18 protein-coding genes and 1 tRNA gene are annotated in these 20,352 nt (G+C 54.7%); 8 read left to right on the top strand and 11 right to left on the bottom strand.

What is annotated here, in order from left to right; translation table 11 throughout:
- Nucleotides 1-1,590: a microcin C ABC transporter ATP-binding protein YejF gene (gene yejF / locus M987_RS20905; protein WP_014071057.1), complete on the top strand. Its 1,590-nt coding sequence runs from the start codon at nt 1-3 to the stop codon at nt 1,588-1,590.
- 3 nt (nt 1,591-1,593) lie between these two features.
- Here yejF and M987_RS20910 read toward each other — a convergent pair whose 3' ends face one another.
- From M987_RS20910 to rsuA, 3 genes are all read right to left on the bottom strand, one after another.
- Nucleotides 1,594-1,938: a YejG family protein gene (locus M987_RS20910; RefSeq protein WP_014071058.1), complete on the bottom strand. Its 345-nt coding sequence runs from the start codon at nt 1,936-1,938 to the stop codon at nt 1,594-1,596.
- A 334-nt stretch (nt 1,939-2,272) separates the two neighbouring features.
- Entirely contained in the window at nt 2,273-3,469 is a 1,197-nt protein-coding gene (locus M987_RS20915; protein WP_014071059.1) for a Bcr/CflA family multidrug efflux MFS transporter, read from the bottom strand.
- A gap of 15 nt (nt 3,470-3,484) precedes the next feature.
- The gene (rsuA, locus tag M987_RS20920; RefSeq protein WP_014071060.1) at nt 3,485-4,192 is read right to left on the bottom strand and encodes a 16S rRNA pseudouridine(516) synthase RsuA; all 708 of its coding nucleotides are present in this window, start codon (nt 4,190-4,192) and stop codon (nt 3,485-3,487) included.
- Nucleotides 4,193-4,344: 152 nt separating this feature from the next.
- Here rsuA and radD point away from each other — a divergent pair, with 152 nt between their 5' ends.
- Nucleotides 4,345-6,105 (top strand): DNA repair helicase RadD, encoded by a 1,761-nt coding sequence (gene radD / locus M987_RS20925; RefSeq protein ID WP_014071061.1) that lies wholly within the window; start codon nt 4,345-4,347, stop codon nt 6,103-6,105.
- A 125-nt stretch (nt 6,106-6,230) separates the two neighbouring features.
- A complete protein-coding gene (rplY, locus tag M987_RS20930) occupies nt 6,231-6,515 on the top strand; it encodes a 50S ribosomal protein L25 (RefSeq protein ID WP_014071062.1) in 285 nt (94 codons plus the stop codon).
- Nucleotides 6,516-6,567: 52 nt separating this feature from the next.
- Here the strand turns inward: rplY and yejK are convergent, their stop codons facing one another.
- Nucleotides 6,568-7,575 (bottom strand): nucleoid-associated protein YejK, encoded by a 1,008-nt coding sequence (yejK, locus tag M987_RS20935; RefSeq protein ID WP_014071063.1) that lies wholly within the window; start codon nt 7,573-7,575, stop codon nt 6,568-6,570.
- Nucleotides 7,576-7,707: 132 nt separating this feature from the next.
- Here yejK and M987_RS20940 point away from each other — a divergent pair, with 132 nt between their 5' ends.
- From M987_RS20940 to M987_RS20950, 3 genes are all read left to right on the top strand, one after another.
- The gene (locus tag M987_RS20940) at nt 7,708-7,935 is read left to right on the top strand and encodes a YejL family protein (protein WP_001135586.1); all 228 of its coding nucleotides are present in this window, start codon (nt 7,708-7,710) and stop codon (nt 7,933-7,935) included.
- Nucleotides 7,936-7,954: 19 nt separating this feature from the next.
- Complete coding sequence (gene yejM, locus M987_RS20945; RefSeq protein WP_014071064.1) at nt 7,955-9,715, top strand: LPS biosynthesis-modulating metalloenzyme YejM; 1,761 nt, start codon at nt 7,955-7,957, stop codon at nt 9,713-9,715.
- Between the two features lie 72 nt (nt 9,716-9,787).
- A tRNA-Pro gene (locus tag M987_RS20950) sits at nt 9,788-9,864 on the top strand.
- A gap of 148 nt (nt 9,865-10,012) precedes the next feature.
- On the opposite strand, the gene M987_RS20955 is transcribed toward M987_RS20950, so the two are convergent.
- Nucleotides 10,013-10,273: a DUF2534 family protein gene (locus M987_RS20955; RefSeq protein ID WP_014071065.1), complete on the bottom strand. Its 261-nt coding sequence runs from the start codon at nt 10,271-10,273 to the stop codon at nt 10,013-10,015.
- A gap of 204 nt (nt 10,274-10,477) precedes the next feature.
- On the opposite strand from M987_RS20955, the gene eco reads away from it, so the two are divergent.
- Nucleotides 10,478-10,987, top strand: coding sequence for a serine protease inhibitor ecotin (gene eco, locus M987_RS20960; RefSeq protein WP_041162094.1), 510 nt, complete (start codon nt 10,478-10,480; stop codon nt 10,985-10,987).
- Nucleotides 10,988-11,024: 37 nt separating this feature from the next.
- On the opposite strand, the gene mqo is transcribed toward eco, so the two are convergent.
- On the bottom strand, nt 11,025-12,674 hold the full coding sequence (gene mqo / locus M987_RS20965; RefSeq protein ID WP_014071067.1) for a malate dehydrogenase (quinone): 1,650 nt from the start codon (nt 12,672-12,674) through the stop codon (nt 11,025-11,027).
- 188 nt (nt 12,675-12,862) lie between these two features.
- On the opposite strand from mqo, the gene M987_RS20970 reads away from it, so the two are divergent.
- On the top strand, nt 12,863-14,158 hold the full coding sequence (locus M987_RS20970) for a SulP family inorganic anion transporter (RefSeq protein ID WP_014071068.1): 1,296 nt from the start codon (nt 12,863-12,865) through the stop codon (nt 14,156-14,158).
- Here the strand turns inward: M987_RS20970 and mgtE are convergent.
- The 5 genes from mgtE to apbE all read right to left on the bottom strand — a co-directional run bounded on the left by mgtE (nt 14,121) and on the right by apbE (nt 20,309).
- Complete coding sequence (gene mgtE / locus M987_RS20975) at nt 14,121-15,557, bottom strand: magnesium transporter (RefSeq protein WP_014071069.1); 1,437 nt, start codon at nt 15,555-15,557, stop codon at nt 14,121-14,123. The two genes, M987_RS20970 and mgtE, sit on opposite strands and share 38 nt — an antisense overlap.
- A 192-nt stretch (nt 15,558-15,749) precedes the next feature.
- A complete protein-coding gene (locus M987_RS20980) occupies nt 15,750-17,393 on the bottom strand; it encodes a multidrug ABC transporter permease/ATP-binding protein (protein WP_014071070.1) in 1,644 nt (547 codons plus the stop codon).
- Between the two features lie 76 nt (nt 17,394-17,469).
- Entirely contained in the window at nt 17,470-18,120 is a 651-nt protein-coding gene (gene alkB, locus M987_RS20985; protein WP_014071071.1) for a DNA oxidative demethylase AlkB, read from the bottom strand.
- Nucleotides 18,120-19,178 carry a bifunctional DNA-binding transcriptional regulator/O6-methylguanine-DNA methyltransferase Ada gene (gene ada, locus M987_RS20990; RefSeq protein ID WP_014071072.1) on the bottom strand — a complete coding sequence of 353 codons (1,059 nt, stop codon included), beginning with the start codon at nt 19,176-19,178 and terminating at the stop codon, nt 18,120-18,122. Before ada ends, alkB begins: the two co-directional genes overlap by 1 nt.
- Before the next feature lie 72 nt (nt 19,179-19,250).
- Nucleotides 19,251-20,309: an FAD:protein FMN transferase ApbE gene (gene apbE / locus M987_RS20995; protein ID WP_014071073.1), complete on the bottom strand. Its 1,059-nt coding sequence runs from the start codon at nt 20,307-20,309 to the stop codon at nt 19,251-19,253.
- Nucleotides 20,310-20,352: the final 43 nt, after the last annotated feature.

A 20,352-nucleotide genomic window follows, 5' to 3' on the forward strand; every position in this document is an offset into this window, starting at 1 on the left:
ATGACGCAACCCCTTCTTAGTATCGATAATCTGTCGATTGCGTTTTCGAATCAGGGTGAAACACGCACCGTGGTCAGCGATTTGTCGCTGCGCATCCAGGCGGGTGAAACGCTGGCGCTTGTGGGTGAGTCGGGCTCCGGTAAGAGTGTTTCCGCCCTTTCCGTGCTGCGTTTACTGCCCTCGCCGCCAGTGAGTTATCCGCAGGGCGATATCCTGTTTCAGGGTAAGTCGCTGCTACATGCCGATGAGCACACGCTGCGTGGCATTCGCGGGAATAAGATTGCCATGATCTTTCAGGAGCCGATGGTATCCCTTAATCCGCTGCATACTCTGGAAAAACAGCTGTACGAAGTCTTGTCGCTGCACCGGGGAATGCGTAAAGAGGCGGCGCGAGGCGAGATCCTGGATTGTCTTGAACGCACGGGAATTCGCCATGCGGCAAAACGGCTGAGCGATTTCCCGCATCAGCTTTCAGGGGGAGAGCGCCAGCGCGTGATGATTGCGATGGCCCTGCTGACGCGCCCGGAACTGCTGATTGCCGACGAACCCACCACCGCGCTGGACGTAACGGTACAGGCGCAAATCCTTCAGCTTCTACGCGAGCTGAAAGATGAGCTAAATATGAGCCTGCTGTTCATCACGCATAATCTCAGCATTGTGAAAAAACTGGCAGACAGCGTTGCGGTGATGCAAAACGGGCGCTGCGTTGAGCAAAACGCCGCCCGGACGCTCCTGACCGCCCCTCAGCACCCTTACACCCAGCGTCTGCTTGATAGCGAGCCTTCCGGCGATCCGGTCCCGCTTCCCGCGAACACAACGCCCTTGCTGAGCGTGGCCGATCTGGCCGTTTCGTTCCCGATACGCAAAGGCATATTGCGGCGCATTGTGGATGAAAATCCGGTGCTGAAAAACGTCAGCTTTACCCTGCGCCCGGGAGAAACGCTGGGGCTGGTCGGCGAATCGGGATCGGGTAAAAGTACCACCGGCCTGGCGCTACTGCGTTTAATCGCCTCTCAGGGGACAATCCAGTTTGACGGGATGCCATTACACAGCTGGGATCGCCGCCAGATGCTGCCCGTTCGCCCGCGAATGCAGGTGGTGTTTCAGGATCCCAACTCCTCACTCAACCCTCGCCTGAGCGTTTTGCAAATTATCGAAGAAGGTCTTCGCGTTCACCGCCCGGCCCTCACGCCGCAACAGCGCGAAGAAGAGGTGATAAGGGTCATGGAAGAAGTCGGGCTGGAACCCCAGATGCGACATCGCTACCCGGCGGAGTTCTCAGGCGGGCAGCGTCAGCGTATCGCCATCGCCCGCGCGCTGATCCTCAAGCCTGAACTGATTATTCTGGATGAACCCACGTCTTCACTGGACAGAACCGTACAGGCGCAGATCTTAGCGCTTCTGAAGGGCTTACAGGAAAAGCACCAGTTGGCCTATATCTTTATCAGCCACGATTTACAGGTGGTGCGTGCGTTATGCCATCAGGTGATTGTGTTGCGGCAGGGAGAAGTGGTGGAGCAAGGAGAATGCCAGCGCGTGTTCGCTGCGCCGACGCAGAGCTACACGCGCCAGCTGTTAGCCTTACGCTAGCGCTTAGAAAGGATATTGCCCGGAAAAGGGTTCAGCAATCGCCACACCGAAGTTTTTCAGACGGCAGGTGGCGGCGAATTCGTCCTGGCTTTTAACAAACAGGCACGGCTCACCTTCACACTCCAGCACTGAACTGTCGACTTCGATATCCGTCAGCGCCTGACTCAGGCGCTCCATTACCGGCCATGCGCTTTCATCGCTCGGGCTCAGCAGTTTGAGCGCGACCAGACAATTCTCGCACCCGGCAACGTTTTGCGGAATCGGTTCAACTTTCGAACCTGCAAAACCCGCCGACCAGCGATAGCTCTGGGGCAAGCGGTGGACTATGGAGAGTTGTAATGTATTCACGTTCGTTCCCCGGAAGCAAAATTTACTTCACAATTTATTTACATTCATAGTAACACATCATCGCTAACCTGCCCTGTTTTTGATAAGAAAACGCTTACAGCCCCAGTTTACGGGCATTAGCATCTTATTTATCCGGGCTTTTTTATGGGAGTTACAGGTTCGCGTCGGCGCTATATGTACCCGTTTCTGCGATCTAACTCAACCTTTTTAAATACAATGATGTGACTTTTTACATAAATAGATTTTACATAAAAGAAACAAACACGGGGTAAACGAACGGAGTTTTGGTTGATATGCATCAACAAAAAGGCCCGAAACGGGCCTGATGTGTGCGCTAGTTGGCCGTTTTTCGGGGCCGACTGGCGTAGAGATAAAACAGAATAGAGCTGGTCGCACAGAACGCGATAGCCCACAGCATCGGCCAGGCAGTGTTAAACGTTGCCATCGACAGCAGCGCCCCCACAATCGCGCCAATACCAAAGCGGAACGTCCCCGCAAGCGATGATGCCGTCCCTGCCATATGAGGGAACTCATCAAGAATAACGGCCATCGCGTTTGAGGAGATCATCGACACACAGCCCACAAAGGCCGCAACGCCCAGCACCAGCGCCCAGAAACCGATCCCCAGGAACGCACTCACCACCAGCCAGATAGCCATCACAAACTGGATCCAAAGCCCGGCACGGAACATGTTCAGCGCCCCAACTCGCCGGACAAAACGGCTGTTGATAATGGTCAGGATAAACAGGAACACAATATTCAGCGCAAAGTAATAGCCAAAATGCTGCGGCGAAACGTGGTTAAGCTCGATATAAACAAACGGCCCGGCGCTCAGGAAAGAGAACATCCCGGCAAAGCTGAAACCGCTTGCCAGCATATAGCTCAGCACCCGCTTGTGGCGGAACAGCGAAGCAAAGTTACCCAGCGTGGTGCGGATGTGGAATTTCTGTCGGCGTTCAACGGGCAGCGTCTCATCGATGAAGAAGAAAATCATTGCCGACGCCAGCAGCGCCGCAAGCGCCAGGATCCAGAAAATCGCGTGCCAGCTAAACCATACCAGCACTGCCCCACCCGCCATCGGCGCAATCAGCGGAGCAATGGTGGTGACCAGCATGACAAACGACATCATGCGGGAGAACTCTTCTTTCGGATACACATCGCGCATCAGGGCGTTAATCACCACGCTGGCTGCTGCCGCTGCAAGCCCGTGGAAAAAGCGCATGACAATGAGATGATCGATGGTTTGCGCCAGAGCACAGGCTACTGCCGCGCCCGCAAACACCAGCGTGCCACCCAGAATGACCGGCTTACGGCCAAGACTGTCGGCCATTGGCCCATATAACAGCTGCCCAATCGCAAAGCCGAGAATATAGGTACTGAGCGTCATCTGTGCGCTGCCCGCCGGTACGCCAAACTGCGCGGAAATGACCGGTAACGCAGGCAGATACATATCGATGGACAATGGCATCAGCATGGCCAGCAGGCCAAGGATGAAAACAATTTTGAAAGACGAGTGTGGCCTGGTGGTCACAGAGTTCTCCTGAAATTAGCGCGAAGGTAAGCCTACGCTGGCGATTTCTTCTTCCGTCAGTGGGCGGTATTCACCTGGCTCAAGTTCCGGGTCGAGTTCAATCGCACCAATACGCTCACGGTGTAAGCCCACAACATGATTTCCCACAGCAGCAAACATGCGCTTCACCTGATGGTAGCGCCCTTCGCTGATGGTCAGACGCACTTCGGTCGGGGCGATCACTTCCAGCACCGCCGGTTTCGTCAGGTCTTTCTCATTATGCAGCTGAACGCCTTTGGCGAATTGTTCTGCTGTGTCATCGGACACCGGCGATTCCAGCGCCACCAGGTAGGTTTTTTCGCAGTGATGGCGCGGGGAGGTAATGCGATGAGACCACTGACCGTCGTCAGTCATCAGCACCAGTCCGGTGGTGTCGATATCAAGACGTCCGGCCGCATGGAGCTTATGCGCCACCGGTTCGTCGAGGAAATAAAGGACCGTCGGATGATCGGGATCATCCGTGGAACAGACATAACCTTCCGGTTTGTTCAGCATGAAATAGCGTGGGCCATTTTGCTGTGTCAGCGGGTTACCGTCGTACTCCACCTGATGTTCAGGCTGAAGTTTGAAGGAGGTGTCTTTTACAATGTCGCCATCCACGGTAACGCGGCTGGCGCGAATTTCGCGCCCGGCAATAGCGCGGCTAACGCCGAGTTGCTGAGCGATAAACTTATCAAGTCGCATGAAGTCTTTTTAGCCTTAATGGTGCTGGAAGTCGGACGACGCGTCCGAAAAAAGAAGCAGTCAAGAACGGTTCAGTATAATGGTCTGGTTGCGCCACTCAAGGGAAAAAGTTTCGTGGCATACTATTGGCGAGTTAACGAATCAGAGAACCCATGACTTTTACACTTCGCCCCTATCAGCAGGAAGCCGTCGACGCCACGCTCGCCTGGTTTCGAAAACATAAAGAACCAGCTGCCATTGTGCTCCCAACAGGGGCAGGTAAAAGCCTGGTGATCGCCGAGCTGGCGCGCCTGGCGCGTGGGCGCGTGCTGGTGCTGGCGCACGTCAAAGAGCTGGTAGCGCAAAACCACGCCAAATATTGTGCGCTGGGTCTGGAGGCGGATATTTTCGCCGCAGGGCTTAAACGCAAAGAGAGCCACGGCAAAGTGGTGTTTGGCAGCGTGCAGTCGGTGGCGCGTAATCTGGAACATTTTCGCGGCGAATTCTCGCTGCTGATTGTCGACGAGTGTCACCGCATCAGCGATGATGACGACAGTCAGTATCAGCAAATCCTTTCTCACCTGAAAGAGGTTAACCCTCACCTGCGACTGCTCGGCCTGACCGCCACGCCATTTCGTCTGGGCAAAGGCTGGATTTATCATTTCCATTATCACGGGATGGTTCGCGGGGATGAGAAAGCGCTGTTCCGCGACTGCATCTATGAACTCCCGCTACGCTATATGATTAAACATGGCTATCTGACGCCGCCCGAACGTCTGGACATGCCCGTGGTACAGTACGATTTTAGCCGCTTGCAGGCGCAGAGCAACGGCTTGTTCAGCGAAGCCGACCTCAACCATGAGCTGAAAAAACAGCAGCGTATTACCCCGCATATCATCAGCCAGATTGAAGAGTTCGCTCAGACGCGCAAAGGGGTGATGATCTTTGCCGCCACCGTTGAGCACGCCCGGGAGATAACAGGCCTACTTCCTCCCGGGGACGTTGCGCTCATTACCGGCGAAACCCCAGGCCCCGAGCGTGACGCGTTGATTAACGCGTTCAAGGAACAGCAGTTCCGTTATCTGGTTAACGTTTCGGTGTTAACCACCGGGTTTGATGCGCCGCACGTCGATCTGATTGCCATTTTACGCCCCACCGAATCCGTCAGCCTGTATCAGCAGATTGTCGGGCGCGGCCTGCGCCTGGCACCGGGTAAAACCGATTGCCTGATTCTGGACTACGCCGGAAACCCGCACGATCTTTATTCCCCGGAAGTGGGTACCCCGAAAGGGAAAAGTGACAACGTGCCGGTTCAGGTCTTTTGCCCGGCCTGTGGTTTCGCCAATACGTTCTGGGGCAAAACCACCGCCGACGGCACGTTGATTGAACATTTCGGCCGCCGCTGCCAGGGCTGGTTTGAGGATGACGAAGGCCACCGTGAACAGTGCGATTTTCGTTTCCGCTTTAAAAACTGCCCACAATGTCATGCCGAAAACGACATTGCCGCCCGACGCTGCCGGGAATGTGACACGATTCTGGTCGACCCGGACGATATGCTGAAGGCCGCGCTGAAGCTAAAAGATGCGCTGGTGCTGCGCTGTTCCGGTATGGCGTTCCAACCGGGTGCAGATGAAAAAGGCGAGTGGCTGAAAATTACCTATTACGACGAAGATGGGGCCGATGTCAGCGAGCGATTCAGGGTACACACGCCAGCCCAGAAAACGGCCTTTGAACAACTTTTCATCCGTCCGCATACCCGCACGCCGGGAGTGCCATTGCGCTGGATAACGGTGGCCGATATCGTGCACCAGCAGGTGCTGTTGCGCCATCCAGATTTTGTCGTCGCCCGCAAGAAAGGCCAGTTCTGGCAGGTGCGTGAAAAGGTCTTTGATTATGAAGGACGCTTTCGCCGGGCGAATGAATTGCGCGGATAACCGGACTTTTCATTGATGTGAATGGCATTTGAGTATAAAATGCCGCCCGCTTCACATCCGTGAGGCAGAACACTCACCTGCTGCTGGGTCGCCTGTAGTAGGGTTTTAAATACAGAGAGAAATCTATGTTCACTATCGAAGCAGAAGTACGTAACGTGCAGGGTAAGGGTGCGAGCCGCCGCCTGCGTAACGCTAACAAGTTCCCGGCTATCGTTTACGGTGGCGAAGCTGCTCCAGTTGCAATCGAACTGGATCACGACAAAGTGTGGAACATCCAGACTAAAGCTGAATTCTACAGCGAAGTTCTGACCATCGTTGTTGGCGGTAAAGAAGAAAAAGTGAAAGTTCAGGCTGTTCAGCGTCACCCGTTCAAGCCAAAACTGTCTCACATCGACTTCGTTCGCGCGTAATCGCAAACTTGTCGAAAAAAAACCCCGCTTCTGCGGGGTTTTTTTATGGCTGCTATTTACCGCCAGAGGTGCGGCGTTGCAGCTGATCGCGCAGGTTAGGTGGCGTCCCTTTGATGGTCAGGGTGTCGGTCGCCGGATCCCAGAAAATGCGTTCGCCAAGCAGCATGGCATCAAAGTTAACCGTTAAGCCACCGCCGCTACCGGCGAATTTGGTTAACTGTCGCAGCGTACTGCGGTCTGCCGGGAAGCTCTCTTCCAGCTCATAACCTTTATCTGCCGTAAATTCCTGGAAGCTCACTTCACTCACGCCCGCCAGCTCTTTGGAAAGCGACTCCAGCTCAATCTCTTCGCCCGCCTGCAACTGTTCGTTGCAGTAACTGTAAACCTGCTGACGCACGTTCTGACGTTCTGATTTATCAAGCTGAGCTTCAGCGGTGAAATCATCCACTGCCTGCAACAGACCTTTGTTCTGTGCTTTGGCATTCAGGCCTTCGCTGGCGCCCAGGAAGTCCATAAAGAAATCCGCCACCTTACGGCCGACACGTCCTTTCAGGAAGGTCAGATAGCGGGTGGATTCCGGGTTGGTTTCCCATTCGGTCAGATCGATGCGCGCGACGATATCGGCATGGTTAATGTCCAGATAGTGCGTAGAGCTGATATCCAACTGCTCATTGACGCGCATACTGCTTAAATTGTTCAGCACGGTCACCAGCAGATACTCAACCGCCAGATAGCGGTACTGGCAGAACAGAACGATGCCGCCATCAGCGAACGGGTATTTCGCCAGCTCATCACGCAGACGCCCGGTAGCCGCCCGGCTGAATGCCAGAAAATCTTCTTCGCCCTGGCGTTGCAGGCGCAGGCTATCCGCCAGTTCGCTCTCTTCGCTGAACAGGCCATAGGCTTTATTTTTAGCGCTATAAACGCGATGCAATTCCGCCATCATTTCAACAACGGTAGGCGTTGGTTCAAGTAACGAATCGCGCAGCACCACTTCAAGGGTTTGCTCATCACGCTTGATAAGCTGGTGCAAGGCAATCTGGTTGATATCCAGACTCATGATAAACTCTCCTTTTAGACCGGGCGGTATTCAACCACCACCAACGCATGTGTGCAACAAGAGAAAAAAGGGGAAAAAAAGCTGCTCCTACGGTAATATGTTGCCCTTTCATCAACAAACTGATTTTGATTTATGCCACAACATTCCCGCTACAGTGATGAACACGTTGAACAACTGCTCAGTGAGCTGGTCAACGTACTGGAAAAACATAAAACGCCGACCGATCTTTCCCTGATGGTGTTGGGAAATATGGTTACCAACCTTATCAATACCAGCGTTGCTCCGGCTCAGCGTCAGGCGATCGCCAAATCTTTCGCCCAGGCTTTGCAGTCTTCCGTTAGCGACGACCAGGCCCATTAAGGGAAACGAACAACAGTTTATGGTGACGAATCGTCAGCGCTACCGTGAAAAAGTCTCCCAGATGGTTAGCTGGGGGCACTGGTTTGCCCTGTTCAACATTCTGTTGGCCATGGTACTTGGCTGCCGTTATCTGTTTGTGGCGGACTGGCCAACCACGCTGACCGGGCGTATCTACTCCTGGATGAGCGTTGTCGGCCACTTTAGTTTTCTGGTTTTCGCCACCTATCTGCTGATTCTGTTCCCCCTGACGTTTATCGTCATGTCGCAGCGCCTGATGCGGTTCTTATCCGCCATCCTTGCGACGGCGGGCATGACGTTATTGCTTATCGACAGCGAAGTCTTTACCCGTTTCCACCTCCATCTCAACCCTATCGTCTGGGAACTGGTGATTAACCCGGACCAGAACGAAACCGCGCGTGACTGGCAGCTGATGTTTATCAGCGTGCCGGTGATCCTGCTGATTGAGATGTTGTTCGCCACCTGGAGCTGGCAAAAGCTCCGCAGCCTGACGCGCCGCCGCCATTACGCGAAGCCCGTTGCGGCGCTCTTTTTTGTCTCATTTATTGGTTCGCACATCATGTATATCTGGGCCGATGCGAACTTCTATCGCCCTATTACCATGCAGCGCGCTAACCTGCCGCTCTCTTATCCAATGACGGCACGTCGTTTTCTTGAAAAACACGGTCTGCTGGATGCGCAGGAGTATCAGCGTCGTCTGGTTGAGCAAGGTAACCCGGAAGCGGTCACCGTTCAGTATCCGCTGAGCGATCTGCGTTACCGGGATATGGGCCGTGGCCAAAACGTACTGCTGATTACCGTTGATGGTCTGAACTACTCGCGCTACGAGAAGCAGATGCCTGCGCTCGCAGAGTTCGCTGATAAGAACGTGACGTTCACGCAGCATATGAGTTCCGGCAACTCAACCGATGCCGGTATTTTTGGCCTGTTCTACGGCATTTCGGCCGGTTACATGGATGGCGTGCTTTCAGCGCGCGTTCCTGCGGCACTGATTACCGGGCTTAACCAGCAGGGTTACCAGTTGGGGCTGTTCTCTTCGGATGGCTTTAACAGCTCACTGTATCGCCAGGCGCTGTTGTCTGATTTCTCATTGCCTGCCGCGCAGAGCCAGTCTGATGAACAGACCGCTAATCAGTGGGTGAACTGGCTTCAGCGTTATGCGCAGGAAGATAACCGCTGGTTCTCGTGGGTTGCGTTTAACGGCACCACACTTGATGACAGCAACCAGAAAGGCTTTGCTCGCCGTTATAGCCGCGCAGCGGGTGACGTTGATGCACAAATTGGCCGGGTGCTGGACGCACTGCGTGAATCCGGCAAGCTGGAAAACACCGTGGTCATTATTACTGCCGGCCACGGCATCCCGCTGGGTGATGAGTCGAAAAGCATGGTCTGGTCGCGCCCTAACCTGCATGTTCCGCTGGTTATCCACTGGCCGGGAACGCCGGCACAGCGCATCAATATGCTTACCGATCATAAAGACGTGATGACCACGCTGATGCAACGTCTGCTGCACGTAAGCACCCCGGCGAATGAGTACTCGCAAGGACAGGATCTGTTCAGCGCCACTCGCCGCCACAACTGGGTGACCGCTGCCGGAAATAATACGCTGGTGGTGACCACACCAGAGCTGACGCTGGTGCTGAACAGTAACGGCAATTACCAGACGTATAATCTGCAAGGTGAAAAATTGCATGACCAGAAACCGCAGCTTAGCCTGCTTCTGCAAGTGCTGACGGATGAGAAGCGGTTCATCGCTAACTGATTAATTATAAACCAGTTAGCGCCTGACTCCCTTGCATTCAAAAAGGAATCGAGTAGTATTCTTTTTACGCGTCGGCACGTAGCGCAGCCTGGTAGCGCACCGTCATGGGGTGTCGGGGGTCGGAGGTTCAAATCCTCTCGTGCCGACCAAAAACATCCTGAAAACCAGCCTTATGGCTGGTTTTTTTATTGCACGTCATCCATCAGTTTTCAGAGCGTCAGCAGACAGATACCCGCCCGATATCACGGCATAAAAAAAGCCAACCCGCAGGCTGGCTTTAGTATAGCGAATGGCGGCTTAATGCTTTTCGCGGTCACCCAGGAAATAGATCCCCAACGGGATGGCGAGCAGAACGGTAAACACCAGGCTGTAAACGCAGATCATCGCTGATTGCAGCACATACATGCTGGTCGTCCACTCGGAAAGTGGGATGTTATACTGCTCGATAACACCGACAATGGTTGCCCGTCCGACGCCTGCGGCAGCAATCATAAACACAACGAGCAGTGCCAGTAAAAATTTCCGGCCTTCAGGTGTTTTCAGTTTTGCGCGAACCATGTCTCTCTTTCCTTTACAGATGAACAACATTATTTAGCCGTAACACTAACACGATCTCCCGCCAGACTCCATTCCAGAATTAACAACCACCAAAACTCCTAAAATGCAGTTTATTACACTAAAACTATTGAAAATGCAAGTAAATACATCCAACCATTCACCATCGTTATGCTAATCTGAACAGGATCGTTTTGACATAAAGGAATGACTGTGAAAAACGCACCTAAATTTGCCATTGCCCTCCTCGCCGCAGCGTGCGTCAGCACCAGCGCTTTTGCCAGTGAAACCTCAAAAGAGCAGCCTCTGGAAAAAGTCGCGCCTTATCCGCAAGCGGAAAAAGGCATGAAGCGTCAGGTGATCCAATTACCGGTTCAGCAGGATGAAGCGAACTTCAAAGTGGAACTGTTGATTGGGCAAACGCTGGAAGTGGACTGCAACCAGCATCGCCTGGGCGGCCAGCTGGAAAGCAAAACTCTGGAAGGCTGGGGTTACGACTACTACGTCTTTGATAAAGTCACCTCTCCGGTATCGACCATGATGGCCTGCCCGGACGGTAAAAAAGAGAAGAAATTTGTGACCGCGTATCTGGGTGATAACAGTCTGCTGCGCTACAACAGCAAGCTGCCGATTGTGGTCTATACGCCTGAAAACATCGACGTGAAATATCGGGTGTGGAAGGCAGATGAAACTATCGGACAAGCGGTAGTACGTTAATAAAAAGCCGGGTAATGATTACCCGGCTTTTTTAGTTTTACAGCGCGATATCCGCGACCGGTTTGCTTTCCGCCTGAGGCTTCAGCTCGGCCTGTGGCGCCGCTTCAGCAGCCTGCGGCTTCACATATTGCAGTTGCAGAACATGGCTGGTGTATTCCAGCTCTTGCTCCGTTGCTGCTACGTTGCCGTTCAGCTTCGTACCGTAAGACGGGATAATGGTTTTCAGTTTCGCCTGCCATTCCGGGCTGGCGACTTTATCTTTAAACACTTTTTCCATCAGGTGCAGCATGATTGGCGCAGCAGTAGACGCTCCCGGGGAAGCACCCAGCAGGGCAGCGATAGAGCCATCCTTATCGCTCACCACTTCAGTACCCAGACGCAGCACGCCGCCTTCTTTCGGATCTCGCTTGATGATCTGAACGCGCTGACCCGCCTGCCACAAACGCCAGTCTTCTTTCTTCGCCTGCGGATAGTACTCTTTCAGCGCCGCGAAGCGATCGTCATCAGAGAGCATGACCTGGCTAATCAGGTATTTCACCAGATCAAAGTTATCCAGACCCACATCAACCATCGGTTTGAAGTTGGATGTGGTGGTCGCACTCAGCAGATCGAACAGAGAACCGTTTTTCAGGAATTTAGTCGAGAAGGTCGCGAATGGCCCGAACAGCACGACGCGTTTACCGTCAAGAATACGGGTATCGATGTGTGGAACGGACATCGGCGGCGCCCCTACGGAAGCCTGACCGTACACTTTCGCCAGATGACGATTCACCACTTCCGGGTTATCCGACACCAGGAACTGACCACCTACCGGGAAGCCAGCGTAGTCGTCAGCTTCCGGAATGCCTGACTCCTGAAGCAGTTTCAGCGCTGCTCCGCCCGCACCGATAAAGACAAACTTCGCTTTAATCACATGTTCAGCGTCGTTGTTTTTCAGATCGGCAACCGTCACGCTCCAGCTGTTATCCGCGTTGCGCTTGAAGCCGCGCACTTCAGTGCTCAGTTGCAGGTTGAAGTTCTCTTTTTTCTTCAGAGAGCCCACCAGCTGACGGGTAATTTCGCCGTAGTTGACGTCCGTACCGATTTCAGTGCGGGTTGCAGCTACTTTCTGGTTTGGATCACGACCTTCCATGACCAGCGGGGCCCACTCTTTAATCTGCGCGTGGTCTTCTGAGTACTTCATGCCGCGGAACAGCGTGCTCTGCTGTAAAGCCGCGTAACGCGCGCGCAGGAAGTTGACGTTCTGATCGCCCCACACAAAGCTCATGTGCGGCACGGTATTGATGAAGGAGTGCGGATCGTGCATCACGCCGCTGTTCACCTGGTGTGACCAGAACTGACGGGAGATCTGGAACGCTTCGTTGATCTCTACCGCCTTCTCGATACTAATGGAACCGTCCTTTTTCTGCGGCGTGTAGTTCAGTTCCATGAGTGCCGAGTGCCCGGTGCCGGCGTTGTTCCAGCCGTTAGAGCTCTCCTGAGCCACGCCATCAAGACGTTCGACCATGGTCATCGACCAGTCCGGCTGTAATTCTTGCAGATAGGTTCCCAGCGTGGCGCTCATGATGCCACCACCAATTAAAAGGACGTCCGTTTCCTGCTCTTTTGGCGCGGCGGCGTTAGCCACCATTGAGACAGCATTCAGTCCCATAGCCACAGAGAAGAGCATGGCAGTCATTTTTTTCATAATTTATGCCTTAGAGTAAAAGTGCTTTATGCGTGGAAATTGCAGGTGAAAAAAGCTGCGGGGGGAACGGTAGCAACTTTTAAATATTGTTTAAAGGTTACGAAATTATTGTAATTGTGAAATTTAATGATGGATTGTTTGTAGGGGATTGGGGGTTCGACTGGCAAAGCGCTGTTTTTCTGGCTACTATGCTGCACTTTGTGATCGCGCGCACGGAAGCCTGCCCTAACCTGCGAACTGTTATGTCATTACCACACTCTTCTTTGCCCGATGAGGGCCGCATTGCTGTTGTACTGCGCTCCCCGTCGCTCTTCATCCGTGAAACACTGGCCGGGGTGATTACCGCGCTGGCACTGATCCCTGAAGTTATCTCCTTCTCTGTGGTTGCGGGCGTGGATCCGAAAGTCAGCCTGATCGCCTCTGTGGTGCTTTGTCTTGCCCTCTCGGTACTCGGCGGCCGCCCTGCTATGGTAACAGCCGCGGCGGGCTCTGTGGCGCTGGTTATCGGCCCGATGGTGCATCAGCACGGCGTACAGTACATTTTGCCTGCGGTGATGATGGCGGGAGGGATTCAGATCCTGTTTGGCGCGCTCGGGATGGCGCGGTTGATGCGTTTTATTCCACAATCGGTGATGACCGGCTTCGTTAACGCCCTCGGGATTTTGATTTTCTTTGCTCAGGTGCCCCATTTCTGGAGCAGAAGCCCGCTGATTGTTGGCCTGTTCGTGCTGACGCTGCTGATTGTGCTGTGGGTTCCGCGTTATATAAAAAGTATTCCCTCTCCGCTGATTGCCATTGTGGTCTTAACCCTGTTCACGGTGACCACCGGGCAAATCCTGCCGACCGTGGGTGATGAAGGCTCAATGAGTGGCGGTCTTCCCGGGCTGACTCAGTTGCTTGTCCCCCTGAATCTGGACACCCTGAGCATTATCTGGCCCTGTGCGTTAAGTATCGCGTTTGTCGGCCTGCTGGAATCATTGCTGACGGCAAAACTGGTGGATGAACTGACGGTTACGCCATCGGGCAAACGCCGCGAAAGCATTGGCCTGGGCATCGGTAATATCATGGCCGGTCTTTACGGGGGCATTGCCGGTTGCGCCATGATTGGGCAAACCATCGTCAACGTGGAGATGGGTAAAGGCCGCAGCCGCATTTCGACCCTTGCCGCAGGCATTGTGCTGCTGGTGCTGGTCACCGCGCTGAGCGAAGTGATGGCCAAAATCCCGATGGCCGTTCTGGCCGGGATTATGGCGATTGTCGCCATCAAAACCTTCAGCTGGCACAGCATTCAGCCCGCGACGGTGAAAGGTGCGCCCATCGCAGAAACAGTGGTGATGCTAATTACCGTAGCCGCGACGGTATCGACCGGTAATCTGGCGATTGGCGTGCTCGGCGGGATTATTGTGATGGCGATCCTCCCTGCGCAGATTAAGCGCAGGCACGAACTTACATCAGAAAAATCGTCGCCAGCCCAAGAAAAATAAAGAAACCGCCGGTATCGGTAATGGCGGTGATCATCACGCTCGACCCCACCGCGGGGTCGCGCCCAAGCCTGGTCATCGTCATAGGGATAATCACGCCCATCATGGCGGCCATCAGCAGGTTAAGCACCATCGCCAGCATCATTACACCGCCTAATGCCATATCGCTGTACAACCACCATGTTATGCCCCCCATGATCCCACCCCACACCAGGCCGTTAATCAGCGCCACCCCCATTTCCCTGAAGATGAGAAACGCAAAGTTGCCGGGCTGAATGTTTTCCAGCGCCAGGGCACGAACAATCATGGTAATGGTCTGGTTTCCGGTGTTCCCGCCAATCCCGGCGACGATAGGCATCAGAGAGGCCAGCGCCACCAGTTGCGAAATCGTGTGTTCAAAGCCATCAATCACGCGAGAGGCGATAAACGCAGTACAGAGGTTAATGGCAAGCCATGCCCAGCGCGTTTTAACGGCCTTACCCACCGAGGCGTGTACGTCATCTTCCGCACTCAGGCCCCCGAGGGCACGCAGGTCGTTATCGGTTTCTTCGTAAACCACATCAACGATCTCATCGATGGTCAGACGCCCCATCAGCTTGCCCACGGAATCCACTACCGCCGCACTGACCAGGTCGTCACGTTCGAAGGTTCGCGCCGCTTTTTCGGCATCATCTTCAGGTGAAAAGACCATGGGCTCGGTTTCCATCACCTCACTCACCCGCCGCTGCGCACTGTTCAGCAGAATGGTCTTCAGCTCGAGTTCACCCAGCAGGGTTTTATCGCGCGAGGTCACAAACAGCTTATCGGTGTTGTCCGGCATCTTGCCCAGGCGGCGCAGATAGCGCTGCACCGCCCCCAGCGTCACGTCCGGGCGTACCGTGATGACGCCAAACTCCATAATCGCGCCGACGCTGTTTTTCTCGTAATTCATCACCTGGCGTACGCGGGCACGTTCATCGGCAGGCAATGACGCCAGCAGTCGGCCGGTCAGATTTCGTGGCAGGTGCTGAACAAGGTAAATCTGCTCATCGATATCCAGGGTCTGCACGGCATCGAGAATATCCCGGTCACTCATCTCATCAATGAGGTCATCCCAGACGTTTTCGGAGGCTTCCAGCAATACCTGACCACGTTCGTGATCTTCAACCAGGCGCCACAGGGCGTGACGCTCTTCGGAGGGGAGTGCTTCAAGGGTGTCCGCCAGGTCGGGCGGCGGAAGATGAGCAACCAGCGCACCTACCTCAGCAATATCGTCGGATAAGGTGCCAACATCATATTGCTCAGCCAGGGTCAGTTTGCCTAATAACGCTGAAGTGACCGCTTTATCGGTCGTGAGAAGCCAGATGAGACGCGCACGCTCCTGGTCGCGCAGCCTTGCGCTGTTTTTGTTTATTACCGACATCAATCATTAATCCATAAAATGAGATGACATCAAGCATAGCGCGGGGATATGTAAATAAGAATAAACAACGGGGCGGGATGGATAAAAAAACGGCATATCGTGCAAATCATTGTGCCCGGCGGTGCTACGCTTGCACGGGCCTACAAAATCGTGGGCCGGGTAAGGCGAAGCCACCGCCCGGCACACAAACTCTTACGCCGTACGCGCCACCGCATCACGGGACGCGGCATCGCGCTCTTCACCGATCAACTCGCTCAATTGCCCGTCACGCATCTCTAGCAGACGATCGGCGTGAATGAAGTAGTGATCGTCATGGCTGATCGCAAAGACAGTTTTGCCCATCTCCTGCATCAACGGCAACAGCACCTGATAAAACTCGCGGCGGAAATGCGGATCCTGATCGGCGGCCCATTCATCCAGCAGGATGATGTCACGCTCTTCCGCCAGCGCCAGCAGCAGCGCCACGCGTTTTTTCTGCCCTTTGGACAGCTTGAGGTTCAGGATCTTGCCCCCTTTAAGCTCCAGCTTATGCGACATTTGCAGATGCGAAAGCCACTTCTCCACCAGCGCCGGATCCGCCTGATGCCCCTCAGGCCCCAGCAGTTGCTCAAACAGCCAGACATCGGTGAACACTGCTGAAAACAGCTTGCGGTAGTCCTCCGGTTTTTCTGCGTTCAGCGCCTTGCCATCCAGCAGGATCTCGCCAGATTGCGGCTGGTATAGCCCGGTGAGCAACATTGCCAGTGTGGATTTCCCGCTGCCATTACCGCCAATCAGGAAAAGCATCTCACCCCGGTGAATGGTGAGATTAACCGGGCCAACCGAAAACGCGTTGTCCTGATAACGGAACGTCACATTGCGCAGTTCCAGCGTTTTCCAGTCCGGGAACGCCTGTGGACGCGGGAACTCGGCCTTAAACGGCGCGAGGTCAAATTTCTTCAGTTTGTTGAAGGCCACCTGGGCACTCAGCAGCGTCGGCAGCGCCCCAACAGCAGAAAGCAACGGTGTGCGTAAAAACAGCAGCGTCAGCGAGTAGGTCGCCGCGACATTGGTGTCAGCCCATCCCAGGCTGTTGGCCATCCAGAACACCAGGCCAATGGCGCCAAGCATCATGATGTTTGACCAGTTCACCGCGCTCAGGTGGAAGGTATCCGCCCGGATAATATGATGACGATACTCGCGGGCATCCGGGATATAGAGATGATTAAAGATATGCTCGGCACGCTCGCGGTTCAGCGTCAGCTCTTTGCGCCCTTCCAGCACCGTCTGATAATCGTTATAGAGCTTATCTTCCGTTTCACGCAGCACCGCCATGTGTTTATAGACACGCGCCACCAGCAGGTAACCGCCCCAGATGGTGACCACAATCCACAGCGCAGTCACCGCCAGCATTTTGGTTGAGAGCCAGGCAAGATAAGCCGCCGAGCCAAAGGTCAAAATAATCCCCTGCACCAGCTCCGGTAAACGCACAAACGCGATGGTGATAGCACGTACATCGCTGGTCAGCCCCGCAAGCAGAGAAGCACTGCCGAGCTGCTCGACGCGCTCGACCTGAGTGTCCAGAATTCGCTTGATAAACTCGCTACGCAGGCGATAAACAAAGTGGTGGCCAAGTGTGGTTAACGCCAGTTGGGAGCCTAACGTTACGGCCATCAACAGCAACAGTAAGCCCAGAAACTCTGGCAGCACCGACAAAGACCTGTCGACCATTTCGATCAGTCGAACATTGATGAACGCGATCAGGCCAATACCTAACGCCGCGCTGGCCAGGCTTAATGCCATCACCGCCATAAAAGGCCAGCGGTACTGACGCCAGACAAGAAGAAGTAGCTGCATACAGAGCAATCCAGGCAATAAAAATCAGCCAGCAGTGTAAACTGCCCTGCGCTCACATCAAGAATAATTCTTATTTTTATTCGCTATACGATGCCTGGCGGAAGGTCAGGTTATAGCGGAACGCTTGCGCCTGCGGATGAAAACCCGGTTTAAGCGGCTGAATACCGTGGTAATAGAGCCGCGATTCCCCGCCCCATACCACCACATCACCGTGCTCCAGCATCAGGCGTTTCAGCGGGTCGTTACGCCGTAGCCCACCAAACTGAAAGACCGCCGGCAGCCCTAAAGAGACCGAGACAATGGGCGCCCGTAAATCCGGCTCATCTTTATCCTGATGCAACGAGAGCTTCGCGCCAACGGCGTAGCGGTTAACCAGGCAGGCATCCGGGGTAAAATCGGCATAACCCGCAGCCACGGCGGCATCATGGCATAACGCCTGAAACGCATCGGGCATCGCCGGCCAGGGGTTACCCGTGATGGGATCCAGCGGGGCATACAAATAGCCGCGATCGTCCGTCGTCCAGCCTAACCTGCCGCAGTTGGTCATCGCCACTGACATGGTATAGCCGCCCGGCGTCACCATATGGCGAAACGGCGAACGTGCCGCGACGGCGTTTATACCGTCAAACAGCGCCGCCGCGCGAGAGAGCGCAAAACGGCGCAGGATCACCGCGCCCGGCGCCAGCGGCTCTTGCCAGGGCTCAGCCTCGGCGAACAGATCGAGCATTATCCCTCCCGGTTTTTCGCTTCACGTTGTAACAACAGCGCCTTGCGCGCAGTGCCCCAGCGGTAGCCTGAAAGCGCGCCATCGTTGCGCACCACCCGATGACAGGGGATCACTATCGCCAGCTTATTGGCAGCACATGCCCCGGCAACGGCGCGCACGGCGGCGGGTTTCCCGATGGTTTTCGCCACCTGCTGATAACTTGCCGTTTCACCGCAGGGGATGGCGCGCAACGCCTGCCAGACCTGCTGCTGGAAAGCCGTGCCGCGAATATCCAGCGGTAACGTTAACGGAGTATTTTGGTTGTCGAGGCTTTCGATAACCTGGCTTACCCGCAGCGCAAAAGCGCCGTCCGCAGGCTCGGGCCGGGCATGGGGAAACAGTGAATGCAGCTCATCCGTTAGCATCGCGTCGTCGTCACCCAGCAAAATAGCGCAGATCCCCCGCTCGCTTTCCGCCACCAGGCAGCGGCCTAGCGTGCAGTTGCTCAGCGCGTAATGCACCGCAATGTCACCTTTACGGTACTGTTTAGCCGTCATACCCAACGCGCTATCGGCTTTACGATAATAACTGCTGCTGTCGGGAAAGCCTGCGGCCAGCACGGCATCGGTAATTTTATCGCCCTGTGCCAGCGCACTGCGCAGACGGCGATCGCGCGCGGCCTGCTGCCAGGCTTTGGGCGTCATGCCGGTGATGGATTTAAACAGACGATGGAAATGGAACGGACTCATCGCCACCTGCTGCGCAAGCATTTCGAGGGTAATGGACGAGTCCTGTTCCAGCAGACGGCAGGCCTGTTCGACTTTTGCCAGTTTCTGCTCCTGCGGGTCGCGTTTATCCGGCATACAGCGCTTACAGGGGCGAAAGCCATCCTGCCCGGCGTGTTGGGCATCAGGATAAAAGCGAACATTTTTGCGCAGCGCGTGGCGGGCCCGGCAGGACGGGCGGCAAAAGATACCGGTCGTTTGCACGGCAAAGACAAACTGATTATCAGCGCGCGGATCGCGGGCGAGCACGGCCTGCCAGCGATCCTCATCGGTTTTAAAGGTCAGGTTTTTCATCATCGGCTCCTCTTACAAGCATACTCATACCTTGCCTGAGCGCCACCGGACAAAAACCCGCAACCTTGCTTTTTAATTTTTTTCGCTCACAAGGAAGCTTTCAAACTGCGGGGAGCTCCAGGTTTTAAACCCATCACCCTCTTTGGTTATCATGTAAACCGCAAGGCCTTCCTGACGAACCACCTCTTTAGCCTTTTCCGGGCCAAGGACCATTAACCCGGTGTCCCAGGCATCCGCTTCCAGGGCAGTCGGGGCGATCACCGTCACGGACACCAGATTGTGCTCGATCGGACGACCCGTTTGCGGATCGATAACGTGTGAAATGCGTTTGCCGTCCAGCTCGTAATAGTTACGGTAGCTGCCGGACGTACTGATCCCGTGGCCGTTGATATCCACAATCGCCTGCACGGCGTTTTGCTGATCGGTCGGTTTTTGAATGGCCACACGCCACGCTTTGCCAGTCGCATTCATTCCCCGGCTGACTAAGGCGCCGCCGACAGAGACCAGATAACGCGAGATCCCTTCCTGGGTCATCAGTGCGGCCAGGTGATCGGCGGCATACCCCTCTCCTACCGTTGAGAGATCGACAAACAAATCTGGGATATCTTTTTGCAGGTACTGCTGACCATACTGATTAATTACCGTCAAATGCTGCAAACCTGTTCGGGCGCGCGCATCATCAATAGCCGCCTGATCGGGCGTTGTCACCGGCTGCTTATTCGGACCAAATCCCCACAGATTGACCAGCGGCCCGACCGTCACATCCATAGCGCCGTTTGTTTTGTAACCCACGCGCATCGACTCGGTCACGATATCAGCCATTGCTTCACTTACCGGCCAGAGCGAAGTGCTTTTCGACAGATTAAAGCGCATCAGCGCAGAGTCGTTTTTGTATGTGGAAAGCAGCTGATCGTCGGCATCCAGCTGTGCCTGAATTTTTCCGCGCAGATCGTCGGCACGTGCACTGTCGAGGTGCATCACGCTGACACGCCAGAAGGTGCCCATCGTTTTGCCTTCAAGAACCGTTGCCGCAGGGGTGTCTTTTTGGGTCACCGGAGTGGTGGAAGAGTCACATGCTGTCAGGAAAAAAAGGGTAGCCAGAAAGCTGGCGCGTAAAAAAGTCATGTCCATTCATTATTATCCTCATGCCAGGTCGGCAAGAGTACACCAAAAC

The organism is Enterobacter soli ATCC BAA-2102 (assembly GCF_001654845.1).
Classification (GTDB): domain Bacteria; phylum Pseudomonadota; class Gammaproteobacteria; order Enterobacterales; family Enterobacteriaceae; genus Enterobacter; species Enterobacter soli.

Coding starts and splice junctions, on each gene's coding strand:
- rsuA (WP_014071060.1), bottom strand. CDS start 4,192: ATGCGACTTGATAAGTTTATCGCTCAGCAACTCGGCGTTAGCCGCGCT.
- yejF (WP_014071057.1), top strand. CDS start 1: ATGACGCAACCCCTTCTTAGTATCGATAATCTGTCGATTGCGTTTTCG.
- yejK (WP_014071063.1), bottom strand. CDS start 7,575: ATGAGTCTGGATATCAACCAGATTGCCTTGCACCAGCTTATCAAGCGT.
- M987_RS20955 (WP_014071065.1), bottom strand. CDS start 10,273: ATGGTTCGCGCAAAACTGAAAACACCTGAAGGCCGGAAATTTTTACTG.
- M987_RS20970 (WP_014071068.1), top strand. CDS start 12,863: ATGCTGCACTTTGTGATCGCGCGCACGGAAGCCTGCCCTAACCTGCGA.
- mgtE (WP_014071069.1), bottom strand. CDS start 15,557: ATGTCGGTAATAAACAAAAACAGCGCAAGGCTGCGCGACCAGGAGCGT.
- M987_RS20980 (WP_014071070.1), bottom strand. CDS start 17,393: ATGCAGCTACTTCTTCTTGTCTGGCGTCAGTACCGCTGGCCTTTTATG.
- apbE (WP_014071073.1), bottom strand. CDS start 20,309: ATGGACATGACTTTTTTACGCGCCAGCTTTCTGGCTACCCTTTTTTTC.
- radD (WP_014071061.1), top strand. CDS start 4,345: ATGACTTTTACACTTCGCCCCTATCAGCAGGAAGCCGTCGACGCCACG.
- eco (WP_041162094.1), top strand. CDS start 10,478: ATGACTGTGAAAAACGCACCTAAATTTGCCATTGCCCTCCTCGCCGCA.
- ada (WP_014071072.1), bottom strand. CDS start 19,178: ATGAAAAACCTGACCTTTAAAACCGATGAGGATCGCTGGCAGGCCGTG.
- M987_RS20940 (WP_001135586.1), top strand. CDS start 7,708: ATGCCACAACATTCCCGCTACAGTGATGAACACGTTGAACAACTGCTC.
- yejM (WP_014071064.1), top strand. CDS start 7,955: ATGGTGACGAATCGTCAGCGCTACCGTGAAAAAGTCTCCCAGATGGTT.
- mqo (WP_014071067.1), bottom strand. CDS start 12,674: ATGAAAAAAATGACTGCCATGCTCTTCTCTGTGGCTATGGGACTGAAT.
- rplY (WP_014071062.1), top strand. CDS start 6,231: ATGTTCACTATCGAAGCAGAAGTACGTAACGTGCAGGGTAAGGGTGCG.
- alkB (WP_014071071.1), bottom strand. CDS start 18,120: ATGCTCGATCTGTTCGCCGAGGCTGAGCCCTGGCAAGAGCCGCTGGCG.